We start from the raw sequence: 14,955 nt of genomic DNA, 5'->3' as shown, positions 1-14,955 counted from the left end.
GATGCTCGGCCGATGAGAAGACGACTGGGAATCCTTGTGCTGGCCGGGGTGCTGGTGAGCGCCACGGCCTGCTCGGGTGGTGGGGAATCGGATAGCGGCATGCCGCGGGTGGCCACGTTCACCAGCCCGGGTGGCAGCGCGAAACCGTCGGCCGCCGCGCCCGAGCGGCCCCGGGAACGGCTCGACACCACGCCCGAGGAGTACGAGGCGATGCTGCGGCCGTACGAGAAGTGCATGAAGGAGAACGGCGCCAAGCCCAAGAGCGAGTGGGGCGACAAGCGGCCGACCGCGGCCGATCTGGCGAAGATCGACGAGGCGAACCGGGTCTGCGAGCCGCTCTACCTGCCGTTGCCGCCGTGGGAGCGCGATCCGGCGAACCCGAAGTCCCGCGACTTCGCGCTCGCGGTGGTCAACTGCCTGAAGAAGAAGGGCGTCCGGTACGTCGAGGTGGACCCGGACGGCGTCAGCATCGCGCTCGGCGGTGACCAGAACGACCGCCCGTCCATCACCGAGGGCATGGACCTGATGCCCGAGTGCGAACGGGAGTCCGCGGCAGCGGGGAGCTAACCGGTGAGGGCCTCTGTCGGCGTCAGCCGGGAGGCCTGCACCGCCGGATAGAGACCGGCCACCACGCCGACCAGCACCGCGCCACCGGCGCCGGCCGCCGCGGCCGCGCCCGGGATGACGATCGGCAGCTCGTGCCAGGCGGCATAGCCCGCCGTCGCCGCCGCGCCGAGCCCGGTGCCGAGCAGCCCGCCGAGCCCGGCGAGCATCGTGGACTCGGTCAGGAACTGGGCCCGGATCTGGCCTCGATTCGCGCCCAGCGCCCGGCGCAACCCGATCTCCGGGCGCCGTTCCAGCACCGACACCACCATCGTGTTGGCCACCCCGATCCCGCCCACCAGCAGCGCGACCGCCGCCAGCCCGAGGAAGAGGGTGGCGAACGTGTTCTCGGTGGCCCGCTTGGCGGCCAGCGCATCGGACGGGCGGGTCACCACGACCTGGCCCGGCCGTTCCGGGTGGACGGTGGCGGGCAGCACGTCCCGCACCGCCTCGACCTGCGCCTCGTGCATGCGTACGTAAAGGACCGTGGGGTGGCCGTTGAAGTGCAGCTCGCGGCGGGCAGCCGGCCAGCCCACCAGCACCGATCGGTCGATGTCGGGGGAGAGCGGCGTGGCGGCCAGGATGCCGATCACGGTGAACCAGCGGTCGCCGATGACGACCTGCGGCGGCCGGCCGGGGATCAGGTGCGGGAAGCCGAGCCGCTCGGCGGCGATCGAGCCGAGCACGACGGTCGGAAACCCTTCCGTGGCCGGGCTCAGCCACTGTCCATCCCGGACGGACGCGTTCAGCACGTCGAGCAGATCCAGCCGCCCGGCCAGCACGGTGAGTCCGGCGCCGTCCGCGGGATCGGTGCGGTCGTTGCGGCGCACCAGGGTGTGCGTGTTGGCCACCGCGCTCGCCGCGGTGACCGGGCCGACCCGGCGGACCATGCCGACCGACGCCTCCGGCAGCAGCACCGGCGGATCCTCGCCCGGGGCCGGCATCACCTGCAGCAGGTTGGCGCCCAGCGCGGAGAGCTCGCGCGAGAGCCCGGCCTGACTCGACGCCGGGATGCCGGTCACCACGATCATCGTGGCGATGCCGATCGAGATGCCCAGCGCGGAGAGAGCCGCCCGCAGCTTGCGGGTGCGCAGCCCGACAAGGCCGAGGCCGAGCACGTCGACGGGACTGAGGCGGCTCATAGCGAGTCGGGCCGAGTGTCGGAGACGAGGCGGCCGTCGCGGATCTCGAGGCGGCGCGGCAGGGAAGCGGCGATGTCGCGATCGTGCGTGATCAGGGCGATGGTCGTGCCCTCCTCGTGCAGGCGGTGCAACAGATCCAGCACGGCCCGGCCGGTGGCGGTGTCCAGGGCGCCGGTCGGCTCGTCGGCGAGCACCAGTTCCGGCTCGCTGACCAGCGCGCGGGCGATGGCGACACGCTGGCGTTCGCCGCCGGAGAGCTCGCCCGGCCGGTGCCCGGTGCGATGCGCCAGGCCGACCCGGGCCAGCGCCTCCTCGGCCCGCGGCCGGCGGTGGCGCCGGGGTACGCCCGCGTAGAGCAGGCCGGTGGCGACGTTCTCGGTGGCGGTGAGCGCTTCGTTGAGGTGGAACTGCTGGAAGACGAAGCCGAGGCGGCGGGCGCGCAGGGCGGAGAGGCGGCGGTCGCTCAGCCGGGCCACGTCCTGCCCGGCCAGGCGTACGGTGCCCGCGGTCGGCCTGTCCAGGGTGCCCATGATGTGCAGCAGCGTGGACTTGCCGGAACCCGATGGTCCGACGATGCCGAGCAGTTCGCCGCGCTCGATGTCCAGCGAGACGCCGGTCAGCGCGGTGACCCCGCCCGGATAGACCATCGCCGCGTCGCGGACCTCGAGCACCGGGGTCATGACGCGGTGAGCACGCGGGTGTCCTCGTCCAGCCCGTCGCCCCGCACCTCGACCATGCCCTTGGCGAACAGGCCCGTTCGGACCGCGACCAGGCCGCCGTTCTCGATCTGCAGCGCGTACCCGCCCTCGCTGAGCGCGACCAGCGCGGTGACCGGCGCGACCAGCACGTCCTTGCGCACCTCGCCGGCGAAGGCGACCTCGACATCCGCGGCGTCGATCCGGGCGAGTTTCTTCTGGTCCTTGACGGTCACCGTGACCGCGAGCAGCGGCGGCGCGTCACCGGTGCCGCCCTCCTGGGTCTTCAGCCGGGTGCCGACCGCGGTCACCTCGGCGGCGAGCGAGCCGGCGCCGGGTACGTCCACGGTGACCCGATCGCCGCGTTCGACGCCGGCCGCCTGACCGGGCTCGGCCGGCACGGTGATCACCTTGGCGGTCGGGGTGACCGACAGCAGCGGACCCTCCGCGGCCACGCCGGATTCCGCGGTCACCGAGTCGACCCGCACCGCGCCGCGCTGCACCACCACGTCGGCGGGGGTGACGGCGCCGGTCTCGGGCAGCCCGGTGTCCCGTTGCCAGCGCTTGACCGCGGCGATCAGCGAGGCGGTGAGCACGCCGTCGCCGGGCCGGGTGGTCTTCGGGCGGGCGCCGATCGCATATCCGAGGGCCCGCAGGTTGTCGGCCAGCACCCGCACGTCGCGGCCGACCGTGTCGGGGGTCCGCAGCGGGCGGTACATCGGGAGTTTGCCGTAGAAGAGCGGGACCGGGCGGTCGTCCACTCGATAGACCTGCTGTCCCCGCTTCACCACCCGACCGGGCTGCGGCATCCAGGTGACGATGCCCGCGCCGCCGCCGGTGATCGGCCGCGCGGTGCCGTAACCGAGCGTGCCGGGCAGCGACGTCGTGGTGGTCATGTCCTGCCGGGTCAGCTCGGCGGCCGGCGTGCTCGGCGCGACCGGCGCAGCGGACGGAGCCTTGTCCCGATCGGGCAGGAAAGGAAGCGCACCCAGGAGAAGCAGCACCGGCAGTGCGAGGAGAGCTCTGCGCATCCGGTCAGCGTGCCGGGCGATCGTCAGGAACCTGTCAGGGTTGCCGCCGGACCTCCCGGCCGGTGGCTCAGCGTGCCTATAGTCGCCGCGTGTGTGCCCATGTGCTCGTCGCCGAGGATGACGAACGGCAGGCCGAGGTGCTCCGCCGCTATCTGGTGGCGGAGGGCCACACCGCCACGCTGACCCGCGACGGTGTCACCGCCCTCGCCGAGGTCCGCCGGCTGAACCCGGATCTGTTGATCCTGGACGTGATGATGCCCGGCATGGACGGCCGGGAGGCCTGCCGCATCCTGCGCCGCGATTCCGACCTGCTGGTGCTGATGCTGACCGCGCGCTCGACCGAGGAGGATCTGCTCGACGGGCTGGAGCTGGGCGCGGACGACTTCATGACCAAGCCGTACAGCCCGCGGGAGCTGATGGCGCGGATCCGCACGCTGCTGCGCCGGGCCCGGCCGGCGCCCACCCCGGACGGCGTGCTCACCGCCGGCCGGTTGACCGTCGATCCGGCCCGCCACCTGTCCTGGTTGGACGGTGAGCCGATCGACTGCACTCCGGGCGAGTTCGCGATCCTGACCGCGCTGGCCCGGTGGCCCGGCCGGGTCTTCACCCGCGCCCAGCTGCTCGGCTGCACCCGGGGGATCGACCGCAGCTCGACCGAGCGCACGATCGACGTGCACGTGATGAACCTGCGCCGCAAGATCGAGGCCGATTCGCGCCGGCCGGAGCTGCTGATCACCGTCTACGGCGTCGGTTACAAGCTGACCGGCGGTCCGCGGTGAGAACCGGGGTCCCGCTGCACCGCAGCCTGGTGGTCCGGCTGCTGGCCACCTCGCTGACCGTCGCGGTGGTGGCGATCGTGGCCACCGCCTGGCTGGCCACCCAGAGCACCACCCGGGCGATCCGCCAGGAGCAGGGCCGCTCGCTGGCCGAGGACAAGAGCATCTACGACGTGCTGGTGGCCTATGCCGCGACGCACCCGAGCTGGGCCGGCGTCGACGCCGTGGTGGCGAAACAGGCCGCCGCCCTCAAACGCCGGATCACCCTCACCACCGAGGATCGCGAGGTGATCGCGGACTCGGCGCCCGGGCCGTCGCCACTGCAGGCCCGGCCCTCCGCCACGGTCGATCCGCTGCGCCTCGACCTGCGGCTCACCGGCGGCACCGACCGCATCGACCCGCGCGCGGCCGGCCCGTTCAAGCTGCCCGCCGGGGAGCGCCGGCAGCTGCAGTCGATGCTGGGCACGCAGGTGAAGTGCATGCGGGCCGGCGACGTCGAGGGCCGCATCGTGGACGCCCCGAACGGCCGTCCGGTCGTGCAGGCGGTCACCCTCGATCCCAAGAACCTGACCACCTATTGCCGCGATCAGGTCGGCGACGCGCTGATGACCACCGAGAAGGTCGCGCTGGACGAGCTCGCCAAGCTGGTCGGCCGCTGCCTGCGTCTGCGCGACCAGGAGGGCGTCTCGGTCGGCCGCGACTTCGCGGTGCTGCTCAGCTCGGACAGCATCGCCAACCCCTATGGCACGGCCACCGCGGCCAAGGCACGCGATTGCATGCAACAGGCCCGGCAAACCCAATTGCAGGGGTACGTGGCCAAGCCCGCCCTGTTGTTCGTCACCGAGCCCGGCGCCGCCGTGGACGAGCCCACGTTCACCCTGTCCGGCGACAACACGGTGCGGATCGTCTGGGTGACCGCGGCCGTGCTGCTCGCCGCGATCCTGGTCACCACGCTGGCCGGCCGGCGCCTGGTGCGGCCGCTGCGCGCGCTGACCGAGGCGGCGGCACAGCCGATCGGGCAGCGGGAGCGGATGCCGGTGGGCGGCCGGGACGAGATCGGTTACCTGGCCCGGGCCCTGGACGACCTGGCCGAGCGGCGGGAGCGGGCGGAGGAGCAGCGGCGGGCGATGGTCAGCGACGTGGCGCACGAGTTGCGTACGCCGCTGACGAACATCCGCAGCTGGCTGGAGGCGGCCCAGGACGGCCTGACCCCGGCCGGCCCGCAGCTGCTCGATCTGCTGCACGAGGAGGCCCTGCTGCTGCAACACGTCATCGACGACCTGGGTGACCTGGCCGCCGCCGACGCGGGCAACCTGCGCGTGCACCGCGAGCCGGTCTACGTGCGCGACCTGCTCGCCCAGGTGGCGTCGGCGCATCTGGGCGCGGCCCAGGCGGCGGGCGTCGACCTGCGGGTGCGGGTGGATGCCGAGCCGGTCGCCGAGGCGGACCCGGTGCGGTTCCGGCAGATGGTCGGCAACCTGGTCTCCAACGCGATCCGGCACACCCCGCCGGGCGGCGCGGTGACCGTGGCGGCGGCGGCCGCGGACGGCGGGCTGACCGTCACGGTCGCGGACACCGGGGCCGGCATCGCGCCGGACGACCTGCCGCGGATCTTCGACCGCTTCTGGCGCGCGGACGGCTCACGCACCCGCGCCACCGGCGGCAGCGGCCTGGGCCTGCCGATCGCCCGCCAGCTGGCCGAGGCGCACGGCGGCACGATCACGGCGGAGAGCCGTACGGGCGCGGGCACCACCATGACGATCCGGTTCGAGGGTCTGTCTCGTGGATCAGCCAGGGCTGCGGCGGGGCCCAGAGCGTGCCTGCCAGCGGCCGCGAAACACCCGAATACAACACCGGTATTCGGGCGCCCCGCGCCCGATGCCAGCCACACTCTGGACCGCGCCTCGCACATGGCTGATCCACGAGACAGACCCTAACGGGCGCGCATCCGGTTGTTGCGCTTGTCGTGGGTCAGCTCGGCCAGGCCCAGCTCCTCGAGCAGCGGGGGCAGGTACATGCCGAACCGGCCGCGGTAACCCTTGCGGAGGCCGTACCAGCCGCCGGCCGGGTTGTCCGGCGAGCGACCCCAGGCCTCGACCGTGCCGTCGGACGCCGGCTTGTTCTCGTCCGCGGCGCCGAGCGGCACCCAGTCGCCCTGCGCGACCAGCCAGGCGTGCAGATCCTCGATCGCGCCGAGCCGATAGGTGAGCCTGGTCGACCCGACCTGGCAGACGAGCGTGTCCTCGTCGCGGTACATGGTGTATTCCGAGGATCCGGGCGGCGTGCGCAGCACCCAGGGCTCGTCCTTGGTTCCGGCCATGTCCCGACAGTAGCGGGCGGCGAGCCGTGTTATCGCAGGTGAGACCCGTTAGGGAAGGCGCGCCGAGCGAACCGGCTCGTGCTCGGGGCGGCCGACCCGGAAGACCGCCAGGGGAGTGGCTCCGACGCGGGCGGCCAGGCGGGCCGCGGTCGCCGGGCAGTCGATGAGCTGGCTCAGCGGGTGCACCGCGAGGCCGTGCCGGGCCAGCGTCAGCCAGGTGCGGAACAGCCGCCGGCCCTCGTCGTGCAGGTCGTCGCCGCGGGCGGTGAGGACCAGCACGCTGCCGTCGTAGCGCAGCAGGCCGTTTCCGCTCGCGGCGAGCAGCCGGGGGAGGCCGATCCGGCGGGTGACCGGGTAGCCGCGCAGGGCGGCGCCCAGCATCCGAGCTTCGAGGCGGCTCAGGCCGAGAGCGCGATCGGTCAGCCCGTCCCGGCGATAGCGCGGGTCGCGCGGGTCCAGCCGCAGCCAGGCACGCAGCTCGCGGGCCACCTTCGGGGCGCCGAACATCCATCGGTCGGCGATCGTCAGGTCGCGCGCGAGCTCGCGGCTCGGCACGTGCGCGATGCCGGGCTCGAGTTCGTCCAGCACCGGCCCGACGACGCCGGGCACATAGCGGCCGCGGGCGACGCGCCGGGCCTCGATGTCCGCGGCGGTGAACGGGGTGCGGTAGCGGGTCGTCGCCGGGACCAGCCGCATTCCGTCGCGGGCCACGGCCAGGCCGGCGCCGGCCGCGACGATCAGGCAGGTCTCGATGAACGCGCCCAGGCCGAGTGCCAGGTCGCGGCCGGTCGGGTCCGAGTCGGGCAGGGCCCGCGCCGGGTCGACCCCGATGACGATGTCGTCGGCGCGGTAGTCGAGCGTCCACGGCTGGGTGTTGTGTGCGCTGGGCGCCCGCCGGTAGACCGCTTCGTGCGCCCGCAAGTCGTCGACCCACGTCATGCGGCGGCCCGCTCGTAGAACGTATAGCCGTGCAGCGGTCGCCCGCCGGCCCGGCGATAGGACGCGGCCGAAGCCTTGTTGTCGCGTTCCACGAAGGTGCTGCGCAGCGCCCGATAACCGCCGGCCTCCAGGTTGCGGTGCACCTCACGGGTCAGCAGGGTGATGTAGCCGTGCCCCTGCTCGGCGGGCACGCATCCCTTGATCACCAGCACCGCGTCGCGCCGGTACCGCGACCGGGTGGCCAGCAGGCGCATCTGCTCGATCGGGCCCAGCCGCCCGCCGGTCGCCATCAGGAACTCCGAGATGTCCGGCACGGCCACCACGAACGCGACCGGGCGGCCGGCCTTCTCCAGCCACACCAGCAGGCCCTCGTCCAGCAGGAACGCCAGCCCGTCGGTCTGCTCGGCCAGCTGGGCGGCGGAGATCTCGGTGTAGTAGCCGAGCCCGGCGAAGCTCGCGTTCAGCATCTCCCGCAGGATCGGCAGCTGGGCGCCCAGCCGGCGGCGGCTGCCGTGCCGGATCTCCAGGCGCTCGGCGGCGATCCGGGAGTCGTCGAAGGCGAACGTCGCCGCCGAGCCGGGCACGTCCACGATCCAGGTGTCCGCCTCGAAGCGCCGGGTGAAGCCGTGCCGCTCGTACATCTCGGGGTAGTAGGCGGGGTTCCAGGCCGAGTCGACGAAACCACGCTCGGCGAAGCCGTCGGTGATCACGCCGCCGGTCTGGTTGGGCAGCAACGCGACCGGGCCGAACAACGCCCGCCCGCCGGCCGCGGCGGTGGCGGCGCCGATCAGCGCGCGGAACACCGCCTCGTCGTCGACGAACTCGGTGTGCCCGAACAACTGACGCGGTCCGGTCTTCGCGTCGAAGGAGGCGTCGCGGTGCACGCTGGTCCGGCCGACGACCCGGCCACGGTGGTCGCGGACCAGGAACATCTCGGTCACCCGGCGATGAGCCGCGAGCACCGGCGCGGGCAGCGGCACGTACCGGTCTCGGGGGTGCAGCCGCACCGGGAACTCGCGGAAGTCGCGGAAATCGGCCCGGGTGACCACCTTGGTCGCGATCACGAGCGGTGCACCGCGGGGCCGGCGTCCTCGGTGGACAGCGGGGTGAAGTGCGGCGTGTGCGCCATCTCGCCGCCCTCGGCCCGCCAGACGCCGTTGCTGTAGCCGTGCGGCTCGGCCGAGTAGAGCCGGATGAAACCGCCGGTGGCGTTGCGGGTGCCGTGGTCGGTGACCCAGCACATCAGGTCGCGGTGGTGCTTGCTGCGGGCGAACTTCAGCATCGCGTCGCGGTCGGCGAAGAACGCGATGGTGCCGAGGGTGAACGGGAACTTGTAGTAGACGGTGTGCCAGCGATAGCCGGACATCCGCTTCATCTGCCGGATCATCGGTCCCCAGGTGCGGATCGTGTGCAGCATCGAGCGCGGCCCGGAATAGCGGGTGGCGCCGACGAACATGGCGGTCGCCTGGCCGGCCGGCGGCGCGGCGGAGAAGTCGGTGGTCCTCATGCGGCGGCGTCCTTCACCAGGTAGGTGTTCTTGATCTTCGAGGCGGCGCCGGCGAACGGCCCGGCGCCGAAGTCGTGCACCCGCACCCGCAGGTCGGCGGCGGACGGGTCCTCCTCGATGGAGGCGGCGAAGTCCCGGCTCACCGCGGCGAGGTGCCGCAGGATGCCGTCCCGGCAGGTGTCCGCGAGCGCCGTCCGCTCGGCCGGGCCGAGTGCCGCGTCCGCCCGCAGTTGCAGGTTGACCACCGGGCGGGATTCGAGGTCGGCCTGTTCCTGCACCTCGAGGCAGAAACTTTCCAGCAGGTGGGCGTACGGGTTGCCGGCGTAGAGGCCGTACTCGACGTCCTGTGGGTAGAGGTGCGCGCCCATGTACGAGATCGTGCTGTCCTTGCGCCCGAACAGGAACAGCAGCGGCAGCCGCATCCCGTCGGCCCGGTGCGCGGCCTCCGCCTCGGCGCGCGCATCCGGATCGGTGATCGCGGCGAGCACCTCGGGAAAGGTGGCCAGCCGGCCCTCGTCGCCGATGTTGTAGCGCACCTTCGGGTTGCGCACGGCCATCGAGTTGATCGTGCAGAGCAGCTCCGACCCGGCCGTCGTCTCCAGATAGGTCTCCAGCGGGTTGTACTGGAACACCATCGGCAGCCGGTGCTCGCCGGTCCCGAGCAGGGCGGTGCGGAAAGCGGCGTCGGTGCGCATCCGGCGGCGCACCCAGACACTGAAGTCGGTCTCGCCGGCCATGCCGATGGTCAGGTCGCTGGCGCCGTAGCCGGACCGGACCTTGTGGAACCGCTCCTCCAGATAGTCGCGCAGCGCCTCGGTCATGCCCTCGCCGCCGACCAGGCCGGAGATGCGATAGTCCGCCCACGGGAAACCCTCGGCGTCGAGCTCGTCGCGCAGGTGCTTCAGGAACGGGGGGTACGCGGTGACGATGTACTCGAACCCGGGCCCGAAGTGCCGCAGCGTGTCGATGATCTTCGGCAGGTCCGGCCCGGTGTTCTTCACCATGGCGATCCGGGACATCGCGATGCCGGTGTTGGTGCCGGTCGCCCAGGCGCCCATCGAATAGGCGTTGATCACGAACCGCCGCTTGGACGGGAACATCATGGTCGTGTAGCCGGCCAGGTTCCGGTGCACCGACCGCAGTTCACCCCGGCTGCGCACCCAGTTGTAGGGCCGCCCGGACGACCCGGACGACTCGTCCACGACGCTGCCCACGATGTCGATCTCGCCACCGCGGCTGCGCAGGTGTTCCGGGTACGCCGCGACGTAACCCTGCTTGTCGGTCGGCGGGTAGCTGGTCAGATCGAACCACCGGAACTCGAACCCGTGCGCGGCCAAATGCTGGACATACGCGGGTACCGCGAGCGCAGCGGCCTGGCAGGTCATCCACGCGTGCAGGCGGGCGAAGCGGCCCATGAACGGGCGGTAGTTGCGGGCCATCAGCCGCCACACCGCCGGGTGGGCGCGATAGAGCGAATAGAGCCCGCTGAGTGCGAGGGTGGCGATCCGCAGTGCCGAGCGGCGCAGGAAGGTCATCACCCACTGAAGGTATGAATCGGCGGGGTGCCCGCGCGTCCGAGCCGCTACTCAACCCTGGTGAGTACGCGACCTCAGCGGTGAGCAGCAGGTCGGCCGCCCGGGTCAGCACGCCGGCACGGGTGCGGGCACACGCACTCCGCGAATGAGCAGGTAACCGATCATCCAGAACTCGCCGGCCGAGGCCGGCACCACCAGCACGTCGGCGAGCAGGGCGGCATCGGGCACGGCGAACACGAGGAAGGTGCTCGCCACGTAACCGGCGCCGCCCCCGATCAGGGTCCAGCCGAGCGCACGTGGCATCGAGCCGGCCCGCAGCACGCACCAGCCCATCGGGACCAGCCACAACCCGAAGAACAGGCCGCCGACCTCCCAGAGGTTGCCGCTGATCAGGAACATCAGCTGCACGTCATCGGCGGTCAGCAGGACGGTCTGCAGCGCGGTGCCGAGCAGTGCCGCGCTGACCAGCACGGCGATCGCATTGATCAGGCCGAAGGCCGCGATGCCGGCGGCGGCCGTCGGGTCCACCGGCCGGAAGAGGCGGTAGAACCAGGCCGCCGCCAGCGTATGGGTCAGCACCACCAGCAGCTCGAACACCACCAGCAGCCGGGCCGCCGGCGGGTTCTCGAGCAGGTTGGCGACGGTGGCCGCGGCGTCACCCGCGACGAAGAGGCGGGGGCGGAGGAAGAGAAAGCCGGCCGCGCCGGCCAGTGCCAGACCGAGATAGAAGAGCCCGGCGGTGCGTGCGGTCTTACGTTGTAAGGCAGCCATACGTTGTAAGGTAGCGGCATCGCACAAGGAAGAGAACCCCTGAGCCGCGAGCGGGCGCTGGCCGCGGCGGTCGCCCTGGTCGACGCGGACGGCATCCGGGCTCTGACGATGCGCCGCCTCGCCGCCGACCTGGGCGTCGAGGCGATGTCGCTCTATCACCACGTGCCCGGCAAGGAAGGTTTGCTGGACGGGCTGGCCGACACCGTCATCGCGGAGATCACGGCGGCGGTGGCGCGTACCCGGAAAGAGGGTGACTGGCGCAGCAGCCTGAAGCACCGATGTCTCGCGGCACGCGAGGTCATGCTCCGGCATCCGTGGGCGCCCGCGCTGCTCTCCACGCGACCGGCGATCCCGGCCGGCGTCTTCGCCCACTACGACGAGATTTTGGCCACGCTGGTCGGCGGCGGCTTCTCCTATCGCATCGCGCACCGGGCGATCCACTCCTTCGGCACCCTGGCGCTGGGCTTCGCGACCGAGGTCTTCAATCCGGCCGCGGCCGGCGGGAGCAATGACGTCGAGGCGGACCTCGCCGCGATGGCCGAGACGCTGCCGCACATCGTCGCGATGGTGGCCGCCGAGACGCACAGTGCCGACGACCCCACGCTCGGCTGGTGTGACAGTCAGGTCGAGTTCGAGTTCACCCTCGACCTGCTGCTGGACGGTCTCGAGAAGCACCTCTGAAACACCGGCCAGCTGTTTCCGGAGCGTGACGGTGTCGTGGATGAGACGCACGCTGGACATTCATCGTCGTGCACCCGGATGCTCAGCGATCGAAACGCCTCAAGAACGATGTCGGAAGGCCGCGCCATGTGTTCCCACACGAGATCGACCACGCCGGGGTGAGCGAAGGCTGGTGGTTCGCCGTCCTCGGCCCCGTCCGGGCCGGGCATGGCGAGACAGAACTCAATCTCGGGGCGCCGCAGCAGAAGTCGGTTCTCGCCGCCCTGCTCCTGCACGCCGGCCAGCACGTCTCGGTGCACGAGATGGTCGACTGGCTGTGGGGTGAGGACCCGCCGCGCTCGGCCGAGCAGGTGGTCCGCACCTATGTGTACCGGCTGCGCCGGGTGCTCGACGGCTCCCGGATCCGCTCGGTCGGCACCGGCTACGTCCTCGATCTGGAACCGGGCGAGTTCGACCTGGCCACCTTCCGCCGGCTCACCGCCGACGCGGAGAAGGCGCGGGCCTGCGCCGACCTGGTCACCGCGCGCACGACGGTCGCCGAGGCGCTCGACCTGTGCACCGGCGAACCGCTCGCCGACCTGCCCGGCGAGCCCGCCGCCCGGGCCCGGTCCGGCCTCACCAAGCTGCGGCTCAATGCGCTGGAGACGGCGCTCGAACTGGACATCGAACTGGGCCGGCACAACGAGGCGGCACACGAGCTGGCCGGGCTGGTCGCCGCGCACCCGCTGGACGAGCGGTTCCGCCGCCTGCTGATGCTCGCCCTGCACCGCTCCGGGCAGCGGGCCGAGGCGCTGGCCGTCTATTCGCAGACCCGCGCGCTGCTCGCCGACGAGCTGGGCATCGGCCCCGGCCCGGCGCTGCAGTCCTTGCACCTGGAGATTCTGCGAGCCGAGACCGTGCCCGCGGCGCCCGCGCCGGCGCCCGACCCGGCCCCGGCGACACCCGCCCAGCTGCCCGCCGACCTGCACGGGTTCACCGGCCGGGCGCGCGAGCTGAACCGGCTCGACGAGCTGGTCCCGGACGACCTGACCAGCATGCGGGTGGTCTGCGTGCACGGCATGGCCGGCACCGGCAAGACCTCGCTCGCGGTGCACTGGGCGCACTCGGCGGCGAGCCGCTTCCCGGACGGCCAGGTCTTCCTCAACCTGCGCGGCTTCGAACCGTCCGGCGACGTGATGCAGCCGGACGAGGCGCTGCACGCCCTGCTGGAATCGTTCGGCGTGCCGGTCGGCCAGATCCCGCAGGGCCGCACCGCCCGCACCGCGCTGCTGCGCACCGCGCTGCGCGACCGGCGGGTGCTGTTCGTGCTGGACAACGTGCGGTCCCCGGAGCAGGTGCGACCGCTTCTTCCGGGTACGCCGGGCTGTGCCGTGCTGATCACCAGCCGCGACCAGCTGCCCGGCATGGTGGCCATCGAACACGCCCAGCCGGTGCGCCTCGACGTGCTGTCCGATGCGGAGGCTCGAGCCTTCCTGTCGCACCGGATCGGCGCCGACCGGGCCCGCGGCGAGCAGGCCGAGATCGCCGCGATCGCGAACTTCTGCGGCGGCCTGCCGCTCGCGCTGACCATCGTCGCGGCCCGGGCCGTGCTGCGCAGCGACGTCCCGCTGGCCACCTTCCTGGAGGAGTTGCGCTTGCACCACGGCACGCTCGGCGCGTTCCGGGACAGCGACACCGCGATCGACGCGCGGGCCGTCTTCTCCTGGTCCTACCGCGCTCTGACGCCGGCCGCGGCACGGCTGTTCCGGCTGCTCGCGGTGCATCCGGGCGACGATCTGAGCCTCTCCGCGGCGGCCAGCATCGGCGGGCTCGAAGTGGCCGCGGCGCGCGGACCGCTCGGCGAGCTCACCCGGGCCAACCTGCTGCGCGAGCACGTGCCGGGGCGCTATCTGCGGCACGATCTGCTGCGGGCGTACGGTCGGGAGCTGCTCGCCGAGACCGAGCCGGAAGCCGAACGCCGGGGCGCGTTGCACCGGATGTTCGACTACTACCTGCACACCGCGCGACCGACCGTGCGCCTGCTGCGGCAGCACTGGAAGCTGCCCGAGGTGGCCGGCCCGCTGCCCGAGGTGACTCCCGAGCCGATCGCCGACGAGCAGGCCGCGGACGCCTGGCTGGCCATCGAGTTCCACGCCCTGGTGGCGTGTGTGCGGCTGGCCGGCGAGGAGCGCTTCGACGAGTACGCGTGGCACGTGCCGATCGCGGTGGCCTATCTCTTCCAGCGTCGCGGGCACTGGCCGGAACAGGCCGCCATCCTGCTGATCGCGCTGGAGGCGGCGCTGCGGATGGGTGACCTGCGGGCCGAGGGCATGGCCCGGCGCAGCATCGGCGCGGCCTATGCCCGGCTCAACCGGGTGGCGGACGCCGAGGCGCATCTGCGGCAGGCCCTGGCGCTCTTCGAGCAGACCGGCGACCTCTACAACAAGGCCCGCGCGCACAGCGTGCTGTCGTTCGTGCACAACCAGGTGGGCGATCACGCGCAGGCGCTGGCGGACAGCCAGGCGGCATACGAGATCCTCCGGGCGGACGGCGACGAGTACGGCATCGCGACCTCCCTGAACGACGTCGGCTGGGCCTATGCGCTGCTCGGCCGGTACGGCGCCGCGGTCGCGCACTGCCGGGAGTCGATCGCGCTGTTCGAGTCGATGGGCATGAGCGACGGGCAGGCGTCGGCGCTGGACAGCCTGGCCTATGCGTATGCCGGGCTGGGCCTGCACGACGAGGCGATCGAGCACTACACCGAGGCGATCGACCTGTTCGAGAAGCTCGGCGACCCGCTGATGAAGGCCGAGGTGCAGATCCACGTCGGCGACAGCCGGCACGCGCTGGGCGAGATCGCCCCGGCCCGCGAACTGTGGGAACAGGCCGCCGCGGCGCTGGACGACCTGCGCCACCCGCTGGCCGGAAAGGCCCGCGAACGGCTGGCGCGCCTCGACTGACTATCCACCCTCGATC

General features: G+C 72.4%; 14 protein-coding genes. 5 read left to right on the top strand and 9 right to left on the bottom strand.

Annotated elements, in window-relative coordinates:
* The first annotated feature begins 12 nt into the window (after positions 1 to 12).
* Positions 13 to 567 carry a hypothetical protein gene (locus ACZ6TI_RS18455; protein ID WP_465346266.1) on the top strand — a complete coding sequence of 185 codons (555 nt, stop codon included), beginning with the start codon at positions 13 to 15 and terminating at the stop codon, positions 565 to 567.
* On the opposite strand, the gene ACZ6TI_RS18450 is transcribed toward ACZ6TI_RS18455, so the two are convergent.
* Genes ACZ6TI_RS18450 through ACZ6TI_RS18440 form a run of 3 tightly spaced genes read right to left on the bottom strand, consistent with a single transcriptional unit; the run spans position 564 to position 3,471 of the window.
* Positions 564 to 1,745, bottom strand: coding sequence for an ABC transporter permease (locus ACZ6TI_RS18450; RefSeq protein ID WP_465346265.1), 1,182 nt, complete (start codon positions 1,743 to 1,745; stop codon positions 564 to 566). The two genes, ACZ6TI_RS18455 and ACZ6TI_RS18450, sit on opposite strands and share 4 nt — an antisense overlap.
* Positions 1,742 to 2,425, bottom strand: a complete 684-nt coding sequence (locus ACZ6TI_RS18445; RefSeq protein WP_465346264.1) for an ABC transporter ATP-binding protein — start codon at positions 2,423 to 2,425, stop codon at positions 1,742 to 1,744. The genes ACZ6TI_RS18450 and ACZ6TI_RS18445 overlap by 4 nt, the downstream gene beginning before the upstream one ends.
* The gene (locus ACZ6TI_RS18440) at positions 2,422 to 3,471 is read right to left on the bottom strand and encodes a peptidoglycan-binding protein (protein ID WP_465346263.1); all 1,050 of its coding nucleotides are present in this window, start codon (positions 3,469 to 3,471) and stop codon (positions 2,422 to 2,424) included. Before ACZ6TI_RS18440 ends, ACZ6TI_RS18445 begins: the two co-directional genes overlap by 4 nt.
* An 89-nt stretch (positions 3,472 to 3,560) precedes the next feature.
* Between ACZ6TI_RS18440 and ACZ6TI_RS18435 the strand changes: the two genes are divergently transcribed.
* Positions 3,561 to 4,250 carry a response regulator transcription factor gene (locus ACZ6TI_RS18435; protein WP_465346262.1) on the top strand — a complete coding sequence of 230 codons (690 nt, stop codon included), beginning with the start codon at positions 3,561 to 3,563 and terminating at the stop codon, positions 4,248 to 4,250.
* Positions 4,247 to 6,184, top strand: a complete 1,938-nt coding sequence (locus tag ACZ6TI_RS18430; protein ID WP_465346261.1) for a HAMP domain-containing sensor histidine kinase — start codon at positions 4,247 to 4,249, stop codon at positions 6,182 to 6,184. Before ACZ6TI_RS18435 ends, ACZ6TI_RS18430 begins: the two co-directional genes overlap by 4 nt.
* Here the strand turns inward: ACZ6TI_RS18430 and ACZ6TI_RS18425 are convergent.
* The 6 genes from ACZ6TI_RS18425 to ACZ6TI_RS18400 form a co-directional block, all read right to left on the bottom strand.
* Positions 6,181 to 6,567 carry a DUF6855 family protein gene (locus tag ACZ6TI_RS18425; RefSeq protein WP_465346260.1) on the bottom strand — a complete coding sequence of 129 codons (387 nt, stop codon included), beginning with the start codon at positions 6,565 to 6,567 and terminating at the stop codon, positions 6,181 to 6,183. The two genes, ACZ6TI_RS18430 and ACZ6TI_RS18425, sit on opposite strands and share 4 nt — an antisense overlap.
* Positions 6,568 to 6,615: 48 nt before the next feature.
* Positions 6,616 to 7,506, bottom strand: coding sequence for a hypothetical protein (locus tag ACZ6TI_RS18420; protein ID WP_465346259.1), 891 nt, complete (start codon positions 7,504 to 7,506; stop codon positions 6,616 to 6,618).
* Complete coding sequence (locus ACZ6TI_RS18415; RefSeq protein ID WP_465346258.1) at positions 7,503 to 8,570, bottom strand: hypothetical protein; 1,068 nt, start codon at positions 8,568 to 8,570, stop codon at positions 7,503 to 7,505. The genes ACZ6TI_RS18420 and ACZ6TI_RS18415 overlap by 4 nt, the downstream gene beginning before the upstream one ends.
* Positions 8,567 to 9,013 (bottom strand): DUF4188 domain-containing protein, encoded by a 447-nt coding sequence (locus ACZ6TI_RS18410; RefSeq protein WP_465346257.1) that lies wholly within the window; start codon positions 9,011 to 9,013, stop codon positions 8,567 to 8,569. The genes ACZ6TI_RS18415 and ACZ6TI_RS18410 overlap by 4 nt, the downstream gene beginning before the upstream one ends.
* On the bottom strand, positions 9,010 to 10,548 hold the full coding sequence (locus tag ACZ6TI_RS18405; protein ID WP_465346335.1) for a phenylacetate--CoA ligase family protein: 1,539 nt from the start codon (positions 10,546 to 10,548) through the stop codon (positions 9,010 to 9,012). Before ACZ6TI_RS18405 ends, ACZ6TI_RS18410 begins: the two co-directional genes overlap by 4 nt.
* Before the next feature lie 105 nt (positions 10,549 to 10,653).
* On the bottom strand, positions 10,654 to 11,319 hold the full coding sequence (locus ACZ6TI_RS18400) for a DUF4386 domain-containing protein (RefSeq protein ID WP_465346256.1): 666 nt from the start codon (positions 11,317 to 11,319) through the stop codon (positions 10,654 to 10,656).
* Between the two features lie 18 nt (positions 11,320 to 11,337).
* Between ACZ6TI_RS18400 and ACZ6TI_RS18395 the strand changes: the two genes are divergently transcribed.
* Complete coding sequence (locus tag ACZ6TI_RS18395; RefSeq protein WP_465346334.1) at positions 11,338 to 12,000, top strand: TetR/AcrR family transcriptional regulator C-terminal domain-containing protein; 663 nt, start codon at positions 11,338 to 11,340, stop codon at positions 11,998 to 12,000.
* A gap of 128 nt (positions 12,001 to 12,128) precedes the next feature.
* On the top strand, positions 12,129 to 14,939 hold the full coding sequence (locus ACZ6TI_RS18390) for an AfsR/SARP family transcriptional regulator (protein ID WP_465346255.1): 2,811 nt from the start codon (positions 12,129 to 12,131) through the stop codon (positions 14,937 to 14,939).
* Positions 14,940 to 14,955: the final 16 nt, after the last annotated feature.

It is taken from the genome of Actinoplanes sp. NPDC051388 (assembly GCF_055586225.1).
This window is presented reverse-complemented; position numbering and strand designations above follow the sequence as displayed.